Source organism: Sphingomonas sp. CROZ-RG-20F-R02-07, assembly GCF_022662335.1.
Lineage (GTDB): Bacteria > Pseudomonadota > Alphaproteobacteria > Sphingomonadales > Sphingomonadaceae > Sphingomonas.
In genome coordinates this window covers 1-21,350 of the sequence record NZ_JAKNQJ010000008.1, presented here as the reverse complement: position 1 = coordinate 21,350, position 21,350 = coordinate 1, and the positions used below count along the sequence as shown (strand labels likewise).

At 64.6% G+C, this 21,350-nt stretch carries 24 protein-coding genes; 22 read left to right on the top strand and 2 right to left on the bottom strand.

All coding sequences use genetic code 11. The features are described 5' to 3' along the window. Nucleotides 1-24: 24 nt before the first annotated feature. Both L8H00_RS12625 and L8H00_RS12620 read left to right on the top strand, forming a co-directional pair. The gene (locus L8H00_RS12625; protein WP_133192253.1) at nucleotides 25-534 is read left to right on the top strand and encodes a hypothetical protein; all 510 of its coding nucleotides are present in this window, start codon (nucleotides 25-27) and stop codon (nucleotides 532-534) included. A 53-nt stretch (nucleotides 535-587) separates the two neighbouring features. Then, nucleotides 588-1,883 carry a hypothetical protein gene (locus tag L8H00_RS12620; protein ID WP_242097692.1) on the top strand — a complete coding sequence of 432 codons (1,296 nt, stop codon included), beginning with the start codon at nucleotides 588-590 and terminating at the stop codon, nucleotides 1,881-1,883. Here the strand turns inward: L8H00_RS12620 and L8H00_RS12615 are convergent. Next, complete coding sequence (locus tag L8H00_RS12615) at nucleotides 1,880-2,122, bottom strand: hypothetical protein (RefSeq protein ID WP_133192255.1); 243 nt, start codon at nucleotides 2,120-2,122, stop codon at nucleotides 1,880-1,882. The two genes, L8H00_RS12620 and L8H00_RS12615, sit on opposite strands and share 4 nt — an antisense overlap. A 98-nt stretch (nucleotides 2,123-2,220) precedes the next feature. On the opposite strand from L8H00_RS12615, the gene L8H00_RS12610 reads away from it, so the two are divergent. The 14 genes from L8H00_RS12610 (at nucleotide 2,221) to L8H00_RS12545 (ending at nucleotide 12,747) form a co-directional block, all read left to right on the top strand. After that, the gene (locus tag L8H00_RS12610; protein ID WP_242097691.1) at nucleotides 2,221-2,748 is read left to right on the top strand and encodes a hypothetical protein; all 528 of its coding nucleotides are present in this window, start codon (nucleotides 2,221-2,223) and stop codon (nucleotides 2,746-2,748) included. 259 nt (nucleotides 2,749-3,007) lie between these two features. After that, nucleotides 3,008-3,292, top strand: a complete 285-nt coding sequence (locus L8H00_RS12605) for a hypothetical protein (RefSeq protein ID WP_133192256.1) — start codon at nucleotides 3,008-3,010, stop codon at nucleotides 3,290-3,292. 47 nt (nucleotides 3,293-3,339) lie between these two features. After that, nucleotides 3,340-3,882 carry a hypothetical protein gene (locus tag L8H00_RS12600; RefSeq protein ID WP_242097690.1) on the top strand — a complete coding sequence of 181 codons (543 nt, stop codon included), beginning with the start codon at nucleotides 3,340-3,342 and terminating at the stop codon, nucleotides 3,880-3,882. Nucleotides 3,883-4,057: 175 nt separating this feature from the next. Beyond that, entirely contained in the window at nucleotides 4,058-4,573 is a 516-nt protein-coding gene (locus L8H00_RS12595; RefSeq protein ID WP_133192258.1) for a DUF736 domain-containing protein, read from the top strand. A 243-nt stretch (nucleotides 4,574-4,816) separates the two neighbouring features. Beyond that, nucleotides 4,817-5,344, top strand: a complete 528-nt coding sequence (locus L8H00_RS12590) for a hypothetical protein (RefSeq protein ID WP_133192259.1) — start codon at nucleotides 4,817-4,819, stop codon at nucleotides 5,342-5,344. A gap of 214 nt (nucleotides 5,345-5,558) precedes the next feature. Beyond that, complete coding sequence (locus tag L8H00_RS12585) at nucleotides 5,559-5,771, top strand: hypothetical protein (RefSeq protein WP_133192260.1); 213 nt, start codon at nucleotides 5,559-5,561, stop codon at nucleotides 5,769-5,771. Nucleotides 5,772-5,829: 58 nt separating this feature from the next. Continuing rightward, nucleotides 5,830-6,162, top strand: coding sequence for a hypothetical protein (locus L8H00_RS12580; protein WP_242097689.1), 333 nt, complete (start codon nucleotides 5,830-5,832; stop codon nucleotides 6,160-6,162). A 217-nt stretch (nucleotides 6,163-6,379) separates the two neighbouring features. Continuing rightward, nucleotides 6,380-6,805 (top strand): hypothetical protein, encoded by a 426-nt coding sequence (locus L8H00_RS12575; protein ID WP_133192265.1) that lies wholly within the window; start codon nucleotides 6,380-6,382, stop codon nucleotides 6,803-6,805. Between the two features lie 173 nt (nucleotides 6,806-6,978). Further along, nucleotides 6,979-7,437 carry a DUF736 domain-containing protein gene (locus L8H00_RS12570; RefSeq protein WP_133192266.1) on the top strand — a complete coding sequence of 153 codons (459 nt, stop codon included), beginning with the start codon at nucleotides 6,979-6,981 and terminating at the stop codon, nucleotides 7,435-7,437. Between the two features lie 177 nt (nucleotides 7,438-7,614). Further along, on the top strand, nucleotides 7,615-7,827 hold the full coding sequence (locus L8H00_RS12565) for a hypothetical protein (protein WP_133192267.1): 213 nt from the start codon (nucleotides 7,615-7,617) through the stop codon (nucleotides 7,825-7,827). Nucleotides 7,828-8,539: 712 nt separating this feature from the next. Then, nucleotides 8,540-8,878 (top strand): single-stranded DNA-binding protein, encoded by a 339-nt coding sequence (locus L8H00_RS12560; RefSeq protein WP_133192268.1) that lies wholly within the window; start codon nucleotides 8,540-8,542, stop codon nucleotides 8,876-8,878. Between the two features lie 125 nt (nucleotides 8,879-9,003). Continuing rightward, nucleotides 9,004-9,339 (top strand): hypothetical protein, encoded by a 336-nt coding sequence (locus L8H00_RS12555; protein ID WP_242097688.1) that lies wholly within the window; start codon nucleotides 9,004-9,006, stop codon nucleotides 9,337-9,339. 552 nt (nucleotides 9,340-9,891) lie between these two features. Beyond that, nucleotides 9,892-10,908, top strand: a complete 1,017-nt coding sequence (locus tag L8H00_RS12550; protein WP_133192270.1) for an SLOG family protein — start codon at nucleotides 9,892-9,894, stop codon at nucleotides 10,906-10,908. Nucleotides 10,909-12,489: 1,581 nt separating this feature from the next. Next, nucleotides 12,490-12,747, top strand: a complete 258-nt coding sequence (locus L8H00_RS12545; RefSeq protein ID WP_242097687.1) for a hypothetical protein — start codon at nucleotides 12,490-12,492, stop codon at nucleotides 12,745-12,747. Between the two features lie 169 nt (nucleotides 12,748-12,916). Here the strand turns inward: L8H00_RS12545 and L8H00_RS12540 are convergent, their stop codons facing one another. After that, nucleotides 12,917-13,135, bottom strand: a complete 219-nt coding sequence (locus L8H00_RS12540) for a hypothetical protein (protein WP_133192272.1) — start codon at nucleotides 13,133-13,135, stop codon at nucleotides 12,917-12,919. 545 nt (nucleotides 13,136-13,680) lie between these two features. Between L8H00_RS12540 and L8H00_RS12535 the strand changes: the two genes are divergently transcribed. The 6 genes from L8H00_RS12535 to L8H00_RS12510 are packed head-to-tail and all read left to right on the top strand — an operon-like array spanning nucleotide 13,681 to nucleotide 20,859. Next, entirely contained in the window at nucleotides 13,681-13,971 is a 291-nt protein-coding gene (locus tag L8H00_RS12535) for a CopG family transcriptional regulator (protein ID WP_133192273.1), read from the top strand. After that, entirely contained in the window at nucleotides 13,958-16,444 is a 2,487-nt protein-coding gene (locus L8H00_RS12530) for a type IV secretion system DNA-binding domain-containing protein (protein WP_242097686.1), read from the top strand. Before L8H00_RS12535 ends, L8H00_RS12530 begins: the two co-directional genes overlap by 14 nt. 3 nt (nucleotides 16,445-16,447) lie before the next feature. Next, nucleotides 16,448-19,573, top strand: a complete 3,126-nt coding sequence (mobF, locus tag L8H00_RS12525) for a MobF family relaxase (protein ID WP_242097685.1) — start codon at nucleotides 16,448-16,450, stop codon at nucleotides 19,571-19,573. Beyond that, nucleotides 19,570-19,812, top strand: coding sequence for a hypothetical protein (locus L8H00_RS12520; RefSeq protein ID WP_133192276.1), 243 nt, complete (start codon nucleotides 19,570-19,572; stop codon nucleotides 19,810-19,812). The genes mobF and L8H00_RS12520 overlap by 4 nt, the downstream gene beginning before the upstream one ends. Continuing rightward, a complete protein-coding gene (locus tag L8H00_RS12515) occupies nucleotides 19,809-20,135 on the top strand; it encodes a hypothetical protein (RefSeq protein WP_242097684.1) in 327 nt (108 codons plus the stop codon). Before L8H00_RS12520 ends, L8H00_RS12515 begins: the two co-directional genes overlap by 4 nt. Continuing rightward, the gene (locus L8H00_RS12510) at nucleotides 20,125-20,859 is read left to right on the top strand and encodes a type IV secretion system DNA-binding domain-containing protein (protein WP_242097683.1); all 735 of its coding nucleotides are present in this window, start codon (nucleotides 20,125-20,127) and stop codon (nucleotides 20,857-20,859) included. Before L8H00_RS12515 ends, L8H00_RS12510 begins: the two co-directional genes overlap by 11 nt. Nucleotides 20,860-21,350 lie beyond the last annotated feature (491 nt).

Sequence of the window (21,350 nt, the reverse complement as noted above, 5' to 3'; positions counted from 1 at the left end):
CAAAGAGGACCATCGGAGATCCCCATGCCCTACTTCGTCGATATTGGCGGCACGCCGGCCAACGAGCCCTGCGCGCAGCTCGGCCAGACACCCAACTTCGAGATCCTCAACAAGCTTGAGGTGCTCGCATACAAGTACGCTATCATCGCCCGATACGGGGTTCCACCTCCCGGGTGCCGCCTGACGGGCCTCTCCAATCGACACGATTTCGGCCGGTACGTTTCGCTCGTGCTTCACGTCGAAAACGAACTGGATGACCAAGTTCGTGCATATGCCGAGACGGTCGAGGAAGGGCTGAGCACGTGGCTGGAAGCGGGCTTCCGCGCGCCCGTGGAATATGACGACGCGACGCCGACAGTCATCACGACCGATCCGATCGAGATCCTCGTCAGCGCCCTGCACGTCACCCGACCCGGCCCGGACGGGCGCTTCCCGATCGCAGACTTCGAGACGCTGCACGGGAACCTGACTGCCGCGTTTCCCGGCGAGGCCGCAATCGCCGCGGCGCGGCTCACCGAGGCCGCAGCCGCCTAACGGCGCCCCCGCTGCCCGGATCGGGTGGCTCCCAAACACGAACGAGGCCGACGATGTCCGACGCCTTTGACCCATCAGATCCCGCCGCGTGGCGGTCCCGCGGACGCACACCCGAGCACGCAGCGGCGATCGCTGCTGCGTGGCAAACCTTCCCCGATCTTCCAGCCGACGCCCCCCTCTCGGACCGTATGGCACGAGGCCGCGAACGGATCGCCGCGATGCGAAGCGTCAACGATGCGATCGCGGCCGAGAGCGCGACGCGGCGCGAGGTGAGCAACTTCGCTTTCACCGAGGATCAAGTGCGTCGAGGCCGCGGCAACGATCGCGACATCGCGATCCTGCGCGGCCGCGAAAGCTACGCACTGAGCTGGGACCTCGCCAACCGCTACGCGGATGGCTGGTACGCCGCGCATGTCGGGTGGCCGCACCGATACCCTGATGGGATTCCGTCAGTGACGCCGCTCGCCGACCGCCACGCCGCCTATGATCAAGGTTTCTCAGACGGGGGAGGGGACCGGACTGACCTATTCGACGCCGCACGCCGCAGCCTCGTGGCAGACATGCGCCGCGACAACTTGCCCCGCGATCCTCAGATCATCCTCGCCGGGCGACCTGCACCGAGCAGCTACCCGAAGCCCTCTGATCATCACCGACCGGCCCGATGGTCGCGACGCTTGTTGATCCTCGGTGCCGATGTCATCGCTGCAGAGCCTGCATGGGATTTCCTGGCGATAACCCTAGCACGACCAGGTGCCGAGGCCGCGACGATCGTCATCCTTACGGCCGACGGTTTTGTCAGCCCAGACGCGATCGGCGGTCAGACAACAGACGCGATCATGATCGACCACCAGGCCGCGACCGCCCAGCTTTCCGCCCTTCTGCAAAATCGTGAATACGACGATGTGCTGATTGCGCTGCAAGGGCATGACCTCGACCTGATCGATACCGTCGCTCACATCCTGCCTCTTGCTCGCACATTAGAGCGCACTCGCAATTCGCGACTTCAGCAGCGCACTCACCTTCGGACCTGGCTTGATCGCGGCTTCACCGGAACGACGGTCGCCGCACAGGGGCATATCCGATGGGGAAAGGCGATCACCGCATTGTACGGTAGCCTCGGCGAGTTCACCGCGCGCCACGTCGGTCCGGCGCCGGGCAAAGGCCACCTTGTCCGCGTCGAGACCAAGAACGGTCTCGCTACCGGCTTTGCCACAACCGACGGAACGCCGCTCGACCCCGAGATCGTCGTCACCAGCAAGGCAAAGCTCCGGGGCGAGATCGCCGCGACGCTGCGTGCCTTTGGAGGCGCAACGCGCCTCATGGCAGCAGCCGACCGGCGAGCGGCTTAAGGCCGGAATCCCGGGCTGGGTACGTAGGGATGTTCCTGGCGGATAATCTCTTCCGCTTTGCCAATAGCCTCGCGCTGACGCGCTGACCCTTTTGGCGCGATCGACCAGTTCGAGCGCGGGTGGAAGACCACGGGCAATGCCGTGACCGGTCCTACCGCCCTGCGCCACGCCAAGTCGCTGCCGCCTGCTGCGCCGACCAGCAAGGTCACGAAAAGATCCTCGATGTCGCCGGTCGTCATCGAGCCTGAACGCACGGCCGTACCGGCCGTGCCGCACAAACCCACTGCTCATGCACATCGGAGAACCCACTATGGCCGCTATCACAGACCTCCCCGTCATGACTCGTGCCGACGCCGTTTCGCTTGGCTTTGCCGGCTTCAACGACGTTCCGCACAAGCCGATCGACATCCCTGATGGCGCGTTCACCCTTACGGCGAAGACCAGCGAAGGTCGCCGAGTCACCTTCTGCTTCATGGGAAAGACCTACGACGGCCCCGCCCGCTTCGTGGACATCCAGTTCCACGATCGCGGCAGCACGATCCCGGTCCCGAGTGGCGGGGTATCACCCACCCTTAACGCATTCGCAGTGACGGGTGGCGGACGCCACGTCACCGATAGCCGTGGACTGGACGAGGGCCAAAAACCCTCGATCCTGGTCCTGCTCATGGACGAGGCCGGGGACGAACCGCCGCATCCCGACCCCTCGCGTCGACCGCTGCTGGATCGCGACCTTGCTGAATTGCTGACCCGCGCCGCCGGCGTCATCACCGACCCCGACAGCGAGATCAGATCGAACCGCGACAGCCTCGTCGACGCTCTTCACGCCGAAGCCGCGAAACGCCGTCCGCGCGAACCCGGGTCATGACCGGGTCACGCAGCGACGCCATGCACGTCGCACACACCGCCGCGGGCTGGATCGTCCTCGACAACAGCACCGCACATCGCGGCCGCTTATCGGCACCGTGCCCCACCCGAGCCGAAGCAGTCGCCCGCAAGAAAGCTCTGGGACGCGCCTTGCGTCACCAGCGCCACGAGGACCCTCGTGACGCCTGATGGAAGAGGAGGAGGAGTGGGCTCGCGGAATCCGGCGGTGGTGGAGCCGACCGGCCAGACAGGAGCACATCATGCGGAGCATCCTCGCATTCTACGAGATTGACCGAATCTACGGAGGTCCGGAAGAAGGAGGCTGGTGGTACGACAGCGGCACCTTTGTGCGCGCAATCACCATCCATTTCGACGACGAGACCGCGATCGCAGCGCAGCGTCGCGCAAACCGCCTTCTCGAGCGCTTGCAACGCCACAAGCCGGACGTGTCGTCGGTGATCTATGATGGCGGGCGCTACCGCGCCTACACCTTCTCGGGCCTGCCGCCCGAACGCTTCCCCGTCGAGCGGCCAAGATATTCCTGACCGCATCCGCGGTCGCCCCCCCCATCGAAACCTTGAAGGAAACGGTCATGCACCGCGTCCACTTCTACGACACCAGCGCGGCCGCCTACGAAGCGTGCCTCGATCAAAGCCCCTGCATCCTCGAAGGGGATGTCCTCGCCATCGTTCCCGAAGGTGTCATCGGCCTCGCGTCGACCGACCCGCTCGCGGTCACGATCGAGACGGGCGCACTGCGCACGCTCACGCCGATGTCGTCCGCACGAATCCTCCGCGAAACCACCCATGATGCGGACCAATGGCGTCACGCGGTCGAGCTCGCACTGGCACACCACTTGCCCATTGCGCCGCGCTTCCTCCCGTTCGCCCTACGCTGCGTCCCGCTCCTTCCGTCTCAGACGGTCGTCGCCCTCACCCTCGACGATGTCATGATGGCGATCGACGCCATTCGACACCGGGAAACCCAGCTGACCAAACGTGCCGCGCTGATCGATGCGGAAAGCTCGCACGGACTGTTCCTCAATTCCGCCCTGCGAAAACTGGCGACAGCCCGGCGTCACCTTCAGCGCCACCCCCCGGCAACGATCCCTGATCACCCCTGCGGTCCCTCGTAGCGACGCCCTCCACGAAGGTCGGCCCCAAGACCCTCAAGGCGATCCACCGCCACGCGAAAAGCGCGTCGGTGAGGGGCGCTTTCGCGCCCTGCCCGGCCGAAGGGCCGGGGAGGAGAGAGGGATTGAAGATGTTGTCGAGGACATGGGGTCCAGCAGACACACAGGAGACGTTACGATGAACATCGGTCAGATCAAGCAGAACGAAGCCGGCATCTTCATGGGCCGCATCTCGACGCTCGCGGTCGCAATGACGATCGCGCTGAAGCCCGTTCAGTCCGCCAACCCGCGCGCGCCGCGCTATGAGATTCACGCACTCACCCCGGGCCGCACGTGGGTGCAGGTCGGTGCCTTCTTCGAGCTCAACTCGAACAACACCGGCGAAGCCTTCCTGAACGGCCGCATCGACGATCCCTCGCTCGCCCAGCCGCTGCAGGTCTCGGCCTTCCGCCAGGAGGACGGGTCGTACAACGTCGTCTGGCAACGCGCGCAGAAGCGTCGCGATGTGACCAGCGCGCTCGGCATCAAGTCGGACGAGGATCCCGCACCGCCCTTCGGTGCCGACGGCAGCGCCGCAACCGACGGCCCGGTCGATAACGCTGGCGCCGGCGATGACGGCCTCGGCGAGACCACCGCACAGGTCGAGGACGCGCCGCGTCGCAGCCGCGCAAAGCGTGTCGCCGAAAGCGCCTGACCCTCTTCCGGTGCCGCCCACTCCCTCGCGGCACCGGCAGACGTCGCAGGTCCACCCCCTTTTACCCTGCGCGTTTCTAGGGCGGTGCCTCACCAGGCATCGCCCTTTTTTTGCCCAAAAGGGGACAGGCCTCGAAACGGACCTAAAACCGTCTTGCATCTCCGCCATAAGTAGATTCTGCTGCACCTGCGAATCCAAGTTGAACAGTCTTTCAACCTTTTGTCTGAAGGGAAGGAGGTGGTGGTGGATAGCTGGACGAATGGTGCCGAAGGCCCGCTCAAGACCAGCGCGCCACGAAAGCAACGAGGTGCCACCATGGCCGACCGCGTTTCCGTCTCCATCTCCATCGGCGGAAGACTACCCGCCGAGCTTCTCGACGAACTCGTCGAGAAGGCAAATGCTCAGAATCTCTCGACTGAATGGGATGGTGAGCCATTCACCACGACTGACCTGCCCGATGGCGAACCTCTTGTACTGCAGGGGCACGAGATCGCTAACGGCAAGATCGACGAGATCGAGGACTTCTGCTGCACTAACGACTTGCCCTTCTGGCGATGGTCGGGCGGCGCACCGGGCTCCTTCCCCGCTGAGATCGTGTTGTGGAAGGGCGAGGGTGAGCGGCGCGCATTTACCGCGGATGAGAATGGGCAACCGGTCCTCACCTCGGACGAAGCCAAAGAAATCACGAGCCTCGACGATCTTCGGGAGCATTTCGCCACCGGCGCTTACCTCCCGCCGCCTTTCATGATCGTTCCACCGACCACCGGCTGAAGCGGCGCGACCCACAGAGGGGCGGCGAAACGCGCGTTCCATGCGCGGCCTATTCGTCCGCGATCACCGTTTCAGCCGTTCCGCTCGCGCTTCGATTACACCTTCCGCATAGCCGCTACCCTCCGCCAGGCACTGCTCGCTCGCATCGTGACGACCCTGCGGGCCGCTCACTTGCTACGCCTCGCGCGTGCCGGCGTCGCGCCCGGAGATCATCATGCCCATCCAAACGATTCACCAGTCCCTCTCGTTCGACACGATCATCAAAGATCATGCGAACCGGGAGAGCGCCGAAGCTCACATGGCAAAGATGCTGCGCGAGTACGGCGATTGGCCCGTGGACGCCGCGGCTAGCGCTGCCAGAGAGGGGCGCTCGGTCCTGGTCGCCGACAACGGCGACGACGAGACAATCGAAATCCGGGTGACCTGACCATGTCACTGGCGGGAGCGCGCTGCCGCCGATACCATGCCGTTACGAGGAGTAGATCATGCTCAACGTCATTCCGGTCGCCGTCCCGCTCGTCTTCACTGCCGGCGCGATCATCCTGTTTGCCCGACGTCGTGTTCCGCTCAGCTACGTCTTCCTAGCCCTAGGCTTGGGCATGTTCTCTCTCGTGGCCTGGCCCTTCTGGCCGGTCGACGCAAAGGGCGAGCATCATGCGATCGTGCTGTCGCGTGCCGGACCACTCGGCGCGAAAGCCTATCGAAGCGCCATGTCAGATGGACGCATCACGCGCGATGAACTCCGCACCATCCGTGAAGCTGCCGGGCAAGATCTGGACACCGAGTACGGTCTGTCGACGCCAAATAACCGCAACTAGCTGCGCAGACACTGAAGGGCGCCAGCCCTGTGGGCGGGACCGGGCTCTAGCCGGCTTTGCCGCCCGGAGCCCCTTGCGGGTCTCCGCCCTGCCGGGTGACGATCCCTCGCTGTAGGCAGAGCTCGCTTGCTTGTGACGGCCCTGACGGGCCAGTCACATACTACGCGTCGCTCGTGCCGAGCGGCTTCACCGGACGAACCGGAAGGAAAGGGCTCCAATGTTCAAGTGGATTGCCTCTTGGGGAAGCGGTCGCCTGACGAAGATGCCCGACATATGCGAGCACGCGCGTCAGCAAGCGATGTCTCAGCTTCTCAATGCCGGAGCCCTGACGCCCCAGTATCGCTCCGACGTGACCTCCGAAAAGGACTTCGAGGAACGACAAATCCGCTTGCCGCTCTGCACGGTGTGGGGTGAGGATCCCCAACCGGACGGCGTCCGGTTCACTCTCTCCGTCAGTCTACTTCAGGTAGAAGACGCCCTCCTCGAACAGTTGAGCGCATCAGAACCGCGATTCCGCGACGAGCGGGACAGGCTCCACGCCGATATCAAACAAACCGTTCTTCGCAGTCTCACCAACGCGGTGAACGCCACCGGCGCGCCGCCAAGCGTCATCTGTTCGGCACTGACCTCGTCTTCCTCGTAAACGACCGTCCCAGGACGCTCCCTACCACTCCCTACCATCGTCCACCGCCACGCGAAAAGCGCGTCGGTGAGGGGCGCTTTCGCGCCCTGCCCGGCCGAAGGGCCGGGGAGGAGAGAGGGATTGAAGATGTTGTCGAGGACATGGGGTCCAGCAGACACACAGGAGACGTTACGATGAACATCGGTCAGATCAAGCAGAACGAAGCCGGCATCTTCATGGGCCGCATCTCGACGCTCGCAGTGGCGATGACGATCGCGCTGAAGCCGGTCCAATCGAACAATCCCCGCGCGCCGCGCTACGAGATCCACGCGCTCACCCCCGGCCGCACCTGGGTGCAGGTCGGCGCGCTCTTCGAACTCACCTCCAACAACACCGGCGAAGCCTTCCTGAACGGCCGCATCGACGATCCCTCACTCGCTCAGCCGCTGCAGGTCTCGGCCTTCCGGCAGGAGGATGGCTCGTACAACATCGTCTGGCAGCGCGCGCAGAAGCGTCGCGACGTGACCAGCGCGCTCGGCATCAAGTCGGACGAGGATCCCGCACCGCCCTTCGGTGCCGACGGCGCCGCATCCGGCCTGCCGGCCGCTGATGGCCTCGGCGAAAGCACCGCCCCGCTCGAGGAGGTGGCCTAACTCCACGCTGGGCGACGCCGACCCGTCGCCCGCTACTCTCGACGGGGATCGCTTCACCACCCGAAGCGGTCCCCGTTGACGTGCCCTACGCCTAGCGCGCTGCGTCGTCTTCAATGAACGAAGGCGACCGGAGCCACACTTCAATCGTTCAACATTCCACGCTATATGGAGAGAACCATGGCGACTATCGCACCAGATCCTCAACTCGATATCCGCGAACAGCTCGCGCGGATCGACAAGATGCAGGTCGAAATCCAAAAAACGCAGGCCGATCTCGCCAAGGTGAAGCTCGAGGTACGCTTTTTCCCCGGAACGCTCCTTTTTCAGGCAACCCTCGCCGCCGCAGCGCTGATGACAGCGGGTGCCGCGATCGCGAAGTTCTTCGGTTGATCCCGACCGACGCTTCGCGTCGGTCCCCCTCCCGATTGATCGCCCGTCTGGACCCACCACCATCGGTACAAGCAAACCTGACAAATTAGTCCGACTGCACTTCCGGCGATGCGACACGTCAATCACGCACGGGGTTTAGCCTCAACCGACCAGACCAGCGCGGAGATCACGAGCTCGCGAACACGCTTCGCGCTCGACCTTGATGCGGTCCAACGAGCACTGCCCGGAGACGCCCTGCCAACGGCAACCAAGCAGTTTTCGGATCACCTAGCGGCGATATCCTCGCCCGCTCGCTCCCTGTGGTCGAGCATAAGCCGAGTTCCGGGTACGTCCTCGAGACGAAGTTCGTCATGGGGCCGACCGCGCACTCGGCCACTCGACATACAGGTCAGACGATCGATCCTGACGGTTCACGCGGATTGTTCATGGCGACCGCTCTAGGACCTCAGGAGCTATCGGACGGCTCATCCGCCGGTTCGTGTCACCTGCGATCCGGCCCGGCACCGCGCAACCCCTTTGGCAGGGCCGTGTTGCCGCGCTGAAGCGCGGCTGCCCGCTCCACCCCTGCAAAAGGGGTTTCCCTCCAGGTCCACCGTGCCCGCCGCCTGAGCGCCGGCCCCGATAGCCCTTCCGGTGCGCAGCACCGCGCCAGATCGCCCTCCGGTGACACCGGCGGACGGTCCGCCCGACACCACCCGAGGGAGCAATCGCCATGAACAACGTGAACCTGATCGGCCGCCTGACCCGCGCCCCTGAGCTGCGCGCGGTCAACCCCACGACCAACGTCGCAACCATCTTCGTCGCAACAGATCGCCCTAAGCTCAACAAAGACGGTCACACCTACAAGGGCGAGGACGGCTTCACCGTCAAGGAGACCGAATACCACAAGGTCACGTGCTTCAACGGTCTCGCCAAGGCGGTCGCCGGGAACCGCAAGAAGGGCGACCTGATCGCGATCGAAGGTCGCCTCCACTACACCCGCTGGCAGGACGCCGAGGGTAACGACCGCTACGGTTGCGAGATCATCGCCGACCGCGCCGAGTTCTACTGACCCGCCGGGTTTGGGCGGCGCCTTACGGCGCCGCCCTTTTCGCGTGCTCACGCTCGATCCGCGAGCGCCCCCGTCGCAACCACCACAACATCACGGAGGATACCGCGATGCCCACGCAGTAAGACATGTTCGATCCAGAACCCGATCCCGACATCACCCAGCGCGATCCCGAGAGCGATGACGCAGGATCGACGCCCCGACTGGAGCCACTCGCCGCACCTTGCGGTTTTCGTGACCAGCGCAATGAACCTTGCGCCCGTCTCGCCAGCAGACCGCTGTCGATCGACGGCGTCCAGCTGGTCAGCCGGGGCACCCCGATGCTGCTGTGCGACCCGGCATGCTTCCGCGGCGCGTCGACGCCGACGATCGGTGACAACGCCGGTGCGGACGGAGATGTCGAACAGAGCGACGATCCTGACGTTGGACGCGACCCCGAAGATCCCGGCTACGACGACACATGAGGGCACGGTGAATGGGAGCGCGACGACGGCTAGGAGGCTCAGGGACGGGGTAGGGGTGTGGGCGACCCGCCTATGGCGGGACCGGGCTCTCATCGGCCCTAGCGGGCCTTACGGAACCCCCTGAAGGGGTCTCCGCCCTTCGGGTTTCGATCCCTTCGCTGACGCCGGGGCGTCCTGCGCGCGGGCGACGGCAGCGAAGCTGCCTTAGCGACGTCACGGCCTGGCGGCCGCGTCATCGCCGCCCGTGCTCGGATCACCCCGGCGCACCCACCACAAACCAATATTTTCTCTCTCTGTGAAGTGGAAGTTTGGCATGCGGGGTGAGCGGACCGTCAAGGACGAGCGGTCCCCCAATTTTCACGACCCCCGCCACTCCGCTGCGCTCCGCTCTGGGGGCCGAGAAAATCGGCTCCACCACTCGCAAGCGTTAACCGGGGTCCACGCCCGAAGGGCGCGGCTTCCCGGTTAACGTCCCTGACGGCCCTGACCGCCGCATGCCGTGTGAGATTCCTCACCAAGAGAAGGTGAGATTTTCAACTCATGGAGGCTATCATGACCAACACTTTCCGCAACTTCTCCGACGCCGCCCGCGCGATGAACGACGCCCGGATGAACGACAGCGCCGCGAACATCGACGCTGACACGCAGCAGACCTACGATGGCGCCTTCGTGGAGAGCAGCGAGATGGCCAAGCTGACCGTCTTCAACGCCCCCGAGAAGCTGGACATGCCCGACCCCGAAATGGCCGCCGCAGCCGTTGACCTCATGCTGCGGACGGTTTTCGACGTCACGCGCGATACTCGGATGGAGGAGTTCGCCGCCGACATCGCATGGGGCATCGTCAACTCCTTCCACATGGTGACCAAGCGCATCGAGGGACGCGAGGATGACGCCGCCCGCAAGCTGAAGGACATGGTGGAAGCCTACGACCCCAGCGAGATCTACGCCGTCGAACTCGAGGACACGCAGCTTCTCTGCCAGACGCTGGAGGGTTGCGCCGAAGCGATGCGGTGCATGCGGGACCACGCCGGGGAGGTGTTCCGGGTGGAGACGGGGCGCCCCTTCAACACCATCCGCGGCAGCAGGGTCTCCTCCAAGCTCACCGCGTCGGTGATTGACGGGAAGGACTATCTCGCCGCCCGCGCCGCCAAGCGCCGGGAAGATCACGCTCCGACCGGTCCGGTTGTCGCCTTCTCGGGCGGACAGGTCTGGCACGACCACGAGCAGCTCTTCGACCGCCTCGACCAGATCAAGCGTCGCATTCCGGCGATGGTCCTGATGACCACCGGCATGAACAAGGGTGCAGACGCCGTCGCAGCCGCATGGGCGTCGTCGCGGCAGGTCAAGCTGGTACGCATGATGCTGGAAACGCGGTACGGTCCGAAGGCGGCTTTCCTCCGCAACGACCGCATCGCCAACCAGCGCCCGGTTGAGGCGATCGTCTGCGAAGGCTCGGGCGTCCAGTCCGACTTCGCCCGGAAGATGCGCACCGCCGGCGTTCCGCTTCACGTCTTCCGTCTCGCCGAGCAGGCCCCGATGGCTCCCGCAGCGCGCAGCCGTCGCGCCTGACGCACCCGATGGAGGGGCTCCGGGCAACCGGGGCCTCTCCCCTTTTTTACGTCGCCTGGGCGGCGCTCAGGGGCATCGAGCCCCCTCGCGCCGCGGGGACTGCCCTCACGGTCGATACTTCACACCGAGCGTCCGCACCGGCTCGCTCGCATCGCGGCCGCGCCGTCGCGCGTCGCGCTCGCTACGCCTCGACCGGTGCGGTCCATAGCAGGGTCACGCCCAGCCTCCGGCACGGCTCGCTGGCGGGCGTGGCGATGCCGTTGCATCGCCGACGCTGCCGCTGCGCATCGCGCCGTGCCGATCGCCCCAGCGGACGCCGCAGCGGCACTGCTCGCTCGCGTCACGGCGACCCTTCGGGTCGCGCGTTCGCTACGCCTCGCGCGCCGGCGATCGAGAGCTCGTGGCACGCACCGCACCGGCTCGCTCGCATCGCAGCCGCGCAGTCGCGCGTCGCGCTCGCTACGCCTCGACCGGTGCGGTCCATGGCAGGGTCACGCCCGGCCTCCGGCACTGCTCGCTCGCGTCACGGCGACCCCGTCGGGTCGCCCGTTCGCTACGCCTCGCGCGCCGGCAATCGGACCTCGTGGCACGCACCGCACCGGCTCGCTCGCATCGCGGCCGCGCAGTCGCGCGTCGCGCTCGCTACGCCTCGACCGGTGCGGCCCATGGCAGGGTCACGCCCAGCCTCTCGGCACGGCTCGCTGGCGGGCGTGGCGATGCCGCTGCATCGCCGACGCAGCCGCTACGCATCGCGCCGTGCCGATCGCCCCAGCGGACGCCGCAGCGGCACTGCTCGCTCGCATCACGGCGACCCCGTCGGGTCGCCAGTTCGCTACGCCTCGCGCGCCGGCGCTGGAGACCTGGTGGCACCCACCGCACCGGCTCGCTCGCATCGCGGCCGCGCCGTCGCGCGTCGCGCTCGCTGCGCCTCGACCGGTGCGGTCCATGGCAGGGTCGCGCCCAGCCACCGGCACGGCTCGCTGGCGGGCGTGGCGATGCCGTTGCATCGCCGACGCTGCCGCTACGCATCGCGCCGTGCCGATCGCCCCAGCGGACGCCGCAGCGGCACTGCTCGCTCGCATCACGGCGAGCCCTTCGGGTCGCCCGTTCGCTACGCCTCGCGCGCCGCTCCAACCTCCCGCCTAGAACGCACCTCCTACCGAACTCTAACTGGTCGAGCTCGGTCCTACGGACCGACGCTCCCATAGACGATCTGTGCGACCCTTACGGGTCGAGGGAAGGAGGCTTTGCCAAAGTGATTTCACTTGGGAGGCAAAGCCATGTCGATCACTTTCTTTCTCAGCGCCGGGGCACAGAACGACGTAATGCCCGCTACCCATCACAGCGCGCCAACTTGCTGCCTTCCGGTCGTTTGCACGCACGCGAGAGGAACTTGTCGAGCAGGAAGACGACGATCCACTCGAAGCAGGCAGCTTCGAGGCTCGCGTCTGCCCATGGTCACTTGCCAGCATCTGCGCACTTTTCGATCACGACGAAGGCGTCATCGCAGTTGTCGAGGAGGCTCAGTTCCGTGGCCTCAACGTCCGCTTCTATCGTGACGATCAGACCCGTTCAATTTCGATGCGAGTCGCCGATACGCCCGATGGTTCGCGCACGGTCAATTTAGTCGATCAGACCGCCCATCACGTGCTCGACGCGATGCGTCTCACTGACGACCACCGCGGAAGCATTCCAATCGCTGAACTGCGCCAGATCCTAGCGGAGCCTACGGTTCGCGAAAACCTCCACCAGCTGGACACCGGAATGTCGCTGGACCGCCTCGATCAGCTGGCTGACCAAGCCGATACGGATCACGATTTTCGTCTTGTCTGGGGTTAGCCTCCCTTCGGACAATCTCAGGGGGAGCTGGGAAACCGGCTTCCCCTTTTTTTGCTCGATAGGCTCCAGCTCGCGATGCCCAACCAGTTAGAAAAAAAGGGGAGGGCCTAACGGCCTCTCCCCTTTCATTTTGCCCGGCAGGCGCCAGCCTGCCTGCACAGCTGTCCTTCTACGCGGCGAGACGCTTCGCGACTTCAGCTACGCCCATCGACTTTACCGCTCCAAGGATCGATCGAATCTGCTCCGAGTCACCCTTCAGAAGCCCCGACTTCTCCACCTCTTTGAGGAGCTCAGAACGCTCCCTTTCCGCAAGCTGGCGACGTCGCTCGTCCAGCTTCTTTGCCTCAGCCGCGAGCTGCGCGCGTTCCTCCTCGATTGTGCGTGCCATCGTCGTGCCTTTTCCTGATGTGTTGCCAGCCTCCGGGTAGGACGATGACAGGCGTTTCGACGTGTCGCAAGCGAGAGCTAATATGACGGCCTTTGGCCGTCGGAAGCGCCCCCGATAATCCGTGCTTTGCCGGATCATCGAACAGGGTTCGACGGACCTCGCCTTCGGCGGGTCCGTCGTGGGTGCGGATCGCTTCGCAAACCCGACACGTCGCCACCTAAAGCTGGACGCCTCCGGCGGCTTTCCCTTCGGACCCTGACTCAACATGGGGACGAAGAGCAATGATGCTTCGGACCACTATGACAGTCCCTAGGATAGGCACACCCTATGCGGCGACCGCAGGTGTAAGTGCCTGAAAAGGAACGCGTATTCTGTGGTGATACCGTAGTCGTGTGTAATACGGCCCCGTTGTGCCCGCTAACGCACTGATTTTGCGCGGAAACCGGTGTAGTTGCACGTAACACAGAAAGCATCTTCCGCTACCGATCGAACGGAGCTAAGTTGGCCTCTCCGAAACTCCCACCATCCACAGTTTGGATGGTGCAATGTCGAACCCACCTATCACGCTGCGTCTGTCTGACGACCAGCGAGCGGCCATAGACCGTGCGGCATCCGACCGGGGTATTTCCCGTTCCGAGATCATCCGCCTGGCGCTGATTTTCGGCGTCCCGCTTGCGGCAGCCAGCCACTCCTTCAACGTCAGTCGCGTGCTGCTCATCCTTGAGCAACTTTCGGCCTCGATGGACCTCATCGTCACCCGGGAACATCCCGACTACGCTGAGCGGATAATCGACATCGCTCAGGAGCGCGTGGAGGCCCACCATGCGCAAAGGTGATATCCGCTTCAACGGGCAGGCCGCGGTCGTCGAGCACGCCTCCGCACGCGGCCGGATCACGCGAAACTCGGGCAATTTCACGCGCGGCTCCCAGCTGCTCTCAAGCCAGTACAAAATGGCCTGGGCCGCGTCGCTTGTGCCCGTGTGGATCTGGCTCGGATCCTTCATCGTCCTATTCAACATCATGGTCTGGCTCGGCTTGGCCGAGCACGAGTTTCAGCTCGACCTGATGAAGCTCTATTCGACCATCTGGACGTGGGTGGATGGAGACCGCTTCCACCTGATCAATCTGACCCTTCCAAATGGCAGCGTGACCAAGGTGCCGATCGGCTACGTGCCCTTTGAGCCGAACGTCGTTCACGCCTGGAATCAGACGGTCAAAATCTTCCTCACGACGCTGGTGATGGCGACGGCGGTCGCGGTCCCGCTGATCAGCTGGTTCATCACCTGGGCGAACAAGCGCGGCCGTGACGTTCTGACCGAGCGTCACAACCGTGGATCGATGCTAGTCGAACGGCAGCTGCTGCTCGACAACGTACGCCGCCACAACCTCATTCAGTTCCGGAAGGAGTGCGCCGAGCACGATCCTCCCTACGACCCAAATATGGTCGCCAAAGCCCCGATCATCGACCGCGTCGACGACGGAATCCACGTTCCATACTCCATCGCAGGGATTCCCTATCCGTGGCGCCTAGAGCAGAGCCACACGATGCTGATCGGCACGACCGGGACGGGCAAGACGACGCAGTTGCGCAGCCACGTTTCCCAGATTCGCAAACGCGGTCACAGAGCCGTTATTTTCGATCTCACCGGCACGTTCGTGGAGACGTTTTTCGACCCCGAAACCGACGTAATCCTTAACCCAATGGACGAACGCTGCGCCCCTTGGACGCTGTTCGATGAGTGCCGCAACTATGCCGATTTCGTATCGGCAGCAGCGGCACTGATCCCGTCGCATCCCGACGACAAGGAACCGTTCTGGCAGAACGCTGCGCGAATGCTTTTCATCGAGATGTGCCTGAAGCTGCAGGAGGCAGGCGAGGGCAACAATGCCGCGATCGCCCATCACCTCATGACCGCCGATCTGAAGAAGATCCACGCCCAGCTTGAGGACACCGTTGCGGCGCCGCTGACGACCGAGAAAGCCGCTCGGATGGCGGAATCAATCCGGTCGGTGCTGAACGTCAACGGACAGGCGTTGCGCTTCATGCCGGACCCGGTCGAGGGCGGGGCTCCGGCGTTCTCGATTCGCGACTGGATCGCGACCGATAATCGAGACGGATCGATCATGTTCATCACCGGCTCGTACAACGACCTGGAGATGACCCGCGGCCTCTTCACGCTGTGGATCGACCTCGCCGTCAACAACCTGATGCGACTGCCCAAGACGCGCGATCTTCGCACCTGGTATCTCTTTGACGAGGTCCATGCGCTGCACGCCCTTCCGGGGATTGAGCACGGCCTTCAATCGGCCCGGAACTTCGGGGGCGCCTTCGTCCTCGGGATCCACTCATTCGACAAGCTCGTCGCGACCTACGGTCTTCAAAATGCCACGGCACTGACGGGCCTCGCGCGTACCAAACTGATCCTCGCCACGGCGGACCGGACTACCGCGGAGAAATGCTCGGAGTTCATCGGCAATCGCGAAGTGCGACAGGTCGATGAAGCCTACAGCTACGGCTACAACAATACCCGTGACGCATCGACGCTCACGCCGCGCACCGCGGTGGAGCCGCTGGTGCTTCCAGACGACATCACCGACCTTCCCTCGCTAAACGGCTTCGTGAAATTTCCGGATGGTTTCCCGGCTGCTCGGATCAAGCTCACCTACAAATCTTATCCCGAAGTCGCCCCGGGCTCGATGCCCCGAAAGGACTTCAAGCCAACCCCGTACATTTCGCCGGAAGAGCGGCGAAATCGGGCGGCTAAGAACAAGGGCGCGGATGAGGGAGGCGAGGGTGGCCGGGAGCATACGCCCACACGGCCCGTAGGAGGCGTGGAGGAGCGGGGCGAGAACGAGCCGGAGCGGACGGCTCCCGAGCCTCGAAAGGGTCAGAGCGAAGCCGAGAAGGCGGCCGCGGCGATGGATGTCGTCGGCGCAACCCAAGTGGCTCTCGACCAGATCCCGGGTCGATCCGGTGGAGCGGCTCCGCAAGGCACCGGTCCAACGGCGTCCGGCGACGCAAAGGAGGCACCACCTTCACCTGTGAAGGCAGCCCGCGCCGGTCTCCGCCTCACCGATCCGGGCATGACCCGTAGCCTTGATCCGGGCCAGCAGACCGCGCGTGGTGACGGTGCCCGCTCCATCGGCAACCCCGTCCTCGATCGTCTCGACGGCGACCGTCAGGAGGATCAGTCGGTCCGCGAACTGCGCGACGGCTTCGCCACCATCGGCAACGCCGACCATCATCATCGCCACCACGGGCACGACCAATCGCCCTCGGTCGACGATGACATGGACATGGGGATGTAAGCGATGCTTTCCGTCGCCTCCGTCAAGTCGGCTTCCGGCGCAGCGAGCTACTTCGCCAAGGACGACTATTACACCGCCGAGCACTCCTCCGAGGCGACCCTCTGGGGCGGCATTGGGGCTGCAGAGATCGGCCTCAAGGGGGAGGTCACCAAGGAGGCGTTCGAGAAGATCCTCAACGGTGAGATGCCATCGGGCGAGAAGGTCGGCCAGGTGCCGAACCGGCAGCACGGCGTCGACCTGACATTCTCGATGCCGAAATCCGCGAGCATCCTCGCCTACGTCACTGGCGACACCCGCATCCTCGCAGCTCATATGAACGCCGTTAAGACGACAATGGCGTGGGTCGAAAAGACGTTCGCCGAAGGGCGCACATACGACCGCTCAAAAGCGGGTGACGCAGTCCGCACCGGCAACCTCGTCTACGCCATGTTCCAGCACGACACGAGCCGTGCGCTCGACCCGCAGGGGCACATCCACGTCCTCGTCGCCAACATGACCAAGATGGCCAACGGGGTCTGGCAAGCGCTGCACAACGGTCAGCTATGGAAGAACAACACCACGATCGGTTCGGCCTATCACGCCAATTACCGCGCCGAGCTGGCGAAGATCGGCTTTGAGACGTCGGTCTCCGGCAAACATGGCCAGTTCGAAATCAACGGCGTGCCCAAAAAGGTCATCGAGGCCTACAGCCAGCGCAGCACCGACATAAGGGCGAAGGCTGCTGAGCTTGGCATAACCAACCCCAAGCAGATCGATCGGATCACCACAAACACCCGCGATGCGAAGCTCAACGTCGAGGATCGCGACGCTCTCCGTGCAGCGTGGCGCGACCGTGCGGCGGAGATGGGGTTCGACGGCCGGGCCCTGGTCGAAGCCGCGAAAGCACGAGCGAGCGGTAATGCGATAGACAGCAAACCAGGCACCATGGAGCGCATCCGCGAGACCATCGCCGGCATCCGTGAGACGCTTGGGGACGCTTTCCGCCCGAACGATCCGCTGATTGCCAGCGGCCTCGAGCGTCTGCGGATCTCTCCGGTCGACCTACGAGCCCAGCACGCTGTTGCCTCCGCCATCCGGATCCACGCGCAGCGCGAAGCGGCGTTCTCGATCCCCGACGTCGTGAAGACGGCTCTCGATCGCGGCCTGAAAGGCGTCACACCCGACCATGTCGACCGGCGCGTGTCCGAGCTCATCCGCGCCGAGCAACTGATCCCTGGTAAGCAGGACCGCATCGATGGCGTCGTCACCCACGTCACCACGCCGGAGGCGCTCGCAACCGAGCGGGGCATCCTAGCTGAGATCGAGCGGGGCAAGGGACAGGGGCGCGTCATCGTCTCGCCGGAGACGGTGATCGCTCGGCTCCATGCCGCTTCCGGCGACAAGGAACTGAACGCTGGCCAGATGGCGGCCGCAACGATGGCACTCACGTCCTCCGACCGCATCGTCGCCGTCCAGGGCGTGTCGGGCGCCGGCAAGTCCACGATGCTCGCGAGCGTCTCGCGCAACGTCGAACAGGAAGGGGGCAAGGTCGTCGGCTTGGCGCTGATGAAGGCCACCTCCGACCGGCTTGGCGCGGAGGCCGGCATCGAGAGCCGCACCGTCTCTTCCTTCGTCCACAGCTACGCCCGTCATGCGCTGGCAGGAAAGGGTGCCGACTATGACGGCGCCCGCAACGAGCTGGCCGGCACCACCATCATCCTCGACGAGGCGTCCATGGTCGGATCGGACCAGATGAAGCACCTGGTCGGGATCGCCAACGCGCTTGGGGTCGATCGATACCTGATGATTGGCGATCGCCAGCAGATCACGGCGGTCGACGCCGGCAAGGCCTTCGCACTCGCGCAGGCGGGCGGGATCACGATGGCGCGCATGGATGAGAACCTGCGCCAACGAACCGAGCAGCTGCGGACCGTTGCTGCGCTCACCAATCGCGGCGCGGCTCGCGAAGCCATGGCGATGCTCGGCAACAAGGTGACTGCCAATCCCGAGCACGTGAAAGCGGCATCCGAACACTGGCTAGGCCTCACGCCCGAGCAGCGGGCCTCAACAGCGATGTTCTCGTCGGGGCGGGTGGCCCGTGCCGAGCTCAACATCCGCATACAGGAAGGTCTCGCTGCCGAAGGGACGCTGAAGGGTGAGGGAGTGGAAATTGGCGTCCTCGATAAGGTCAACCTGACCCGGGAAGAACTCCGCTACCCCCAGGCTTACGAGGCGAAGGGCGATGCACGGCTCGTCATCGATCTGCGGTTTGCGATCCGCGAGCTTGGCCTGCCGCGGGGCACCTTTGACGTGATCGGGGTCAATGCCAAAGGGCATGTCCAAGTCCAGATCGGCAACAAGGTCAAAACCTTCGACCCGCAGAAGATCTCGCCTCTCGACAAGACCGATGCGATGCAACTCGCCCAGAGGGAGGAAATCAAGCTCCACGAAGGCGACAAGATCCGCTGGACGACGAACGACAAGGATCGCGGTCTCAACAACAACGACATCGCGCGCGTGCTGTCGGCCGATCCGTCAGGGATCAAGGTGGAGGCGAGCGACGGGCGCATCCATGAGCTGAAGCCCGGCGACCCTATGATGGAGCGCATCAGCCTCGCCTACGCGCTCAACATGCACGCCGCTCAGGGCATCACCGCCGACAACGCGATCGCCGTAATGAGCTACAAGGAGTCCAACCTCTCCAATCAGCGGCTCTTCAACGTCACGGTCACACGCGTCCGTGACGATATCCAGCTGTTTACCGACAATCGCGAGAAGCTGACCCAGGCGATCGAGCGCAACGAGGGTAACAAGACCTCCGCGCTCGAAACCACCGGCGAGTTGTCGATCGACCCAGCGCGAAGCTCGCTGCCGGAGAACGGAGCGGCGTCGGGTCTAGGCGGCAGCCCGAGCGGCTTGGGCTCCTCTGGCTCATTCAACCCGACCCTGCCTCCCGATCTCGATCGAGGACCCGAGAAGCTGGTCGGCGACAAGGCGGACATGATCACGCCGGCCGCGATGAGCACAGGCCCGACAGCGCCTGACTTCAAGAACGATCCCACCCTCTCGGCCGCATCGCTGCGGATCGGTGCCGAGCCGCCCGCGATCGAGCTGCCCTTCCCCGAGAAAGACATCGGACTGGAGCTATGACCATGCCCACCACGCCTCTCACCCTCGAACATGTGCTCGCGATCAAGCATTGGCATCCGTGCGACCTCAATACGCACACGCTTGCGGAGTGCAGCCGCCTCGCGCAGCACGACCACGCGCTGCAATGGGGCGCCGAGACACTGGCCATGGCCTCCGTCTTCGCGCTGACCTACGCCGTCCTTGTGCCGGTCACCCGAGCGCTGCGGGCATCGCGTTCCGTCGCGGATGTGCCGGCATGAGCCTCTCCGATCGCGACTTCATGCGTGCGCGGCCAACCGGGCGCACCATCCGCCTCGACGCACCGCCAGACGGCGCGATCGAGGGAGCGGGCTGCGAGCCACCACGTCCGCAGCAGACGCCGCAGGAGCGCTTGTCGCCGGCGCAGGGTCAATCTGCGCGCGCGATGACCCGAGTGCGCCTGACGAGCCTCCTAGCGGCGTTGGTTGCCATCTTCACGCTCGCCTGGGCTCTCGGATGCGCCGTGATCGGCGCGTCGCTGCAGACCGAAGGCGGCTCCTTCACCCCTCCACAGCACGAAAGGTCGCTTTGTCATGGGGATTAGCTATCCGTTCCGCTTCCAGCATGAACCCGAGCCGGCTCGGACACGGCTGACCATCGCTGAGCCCGATACATTGGTTGCCGACACGCTTCGAGCAATGCGGAAGGGCAACGGTGACCGGATCGTCGTGATCGGCACCGGCGACGCCTTCATTGCTCTGGCAGACCAAACGCGCGACCTCATGATCGATCCGGCGCGCGGCAATTGGGACTTCTTCGCCGATCATCCGAGCAGCTACGCGCGATCGTCCGCGGTCGAAGCGCTCATCCCCATTGATCCACGGGACCTCGACCCAAGCTGGCGCTATGCGTCCCGCTACGTCCTCATGCGGGCCGTCGACCATGTAGGCCTGCAGCCCGGCGCCATGCTCTCCGGCGTGCGCGACCTTGTTCGCGATCTTCCTCCTGATGCGATAGCCGAGCTCGCCGGTCACGATCCGACATGTCGCAAAGCCCTCCGTTGGGCCGAGACGGTGCTTGCTGGCGTCAGAACGCCGTTGCAGTCGATCGCCGACCACGATCCGCGGATGCCCAAGACCTCGATCGTGCGCTGGTTAGCTGGGCCTGCCTCGGCTCTGCTCTTCGTTCACCGCGACCCAGACCGACCCGACCATGAGCCGCAAGCCGTCGTCGCATCGCTGCGAGACCATGCGATGCTTGGACGGATCGATGTGGACATGGCTACTAGCTACGCGCCCTTCACGGAGAGCCAAGATGGGGCTCGATGACCGCGCCTACATGCGCGAGCGCTACCGTAATCGGCAGGGCTTCGCACCCGAGCGCACTACGTGGAACGACTGGAAGGCACGGCGCGAGCTGCAGTCAGGCCCGACCTGGTTCGTCAACAAGAACGGCGGCCATCGTCATCGGAGCGGTCGCTGGGGATCCTCGAGCAAGAGGCGAGCGCTCCTTGGCATCGGCCTCGGGAGCCTGGTCCTAGTGGCCGCAGCGACGCGCATGGGAGCGCCATTCTGGCTCGCCGAGCAGTTCACGGGAATCATTCTCGGGCAGCAGCACGGATTTCCCGCATCCGGCACTGTCAGTGTGCCCGCCAACATCGACATGAGCCGCGTTGTTGCCAAGCTGCCCTCGGAAAGCGGGCGCGCAGATCGAGGTCTGCGCAGGCATCATGGAGCGCACGCTACCAGACGGCCGTATCGCGTTCCGGGCTGCCAAGGACGATCATATCGGCCGCGAGGCGCTGACGGCGCTGTGTAAG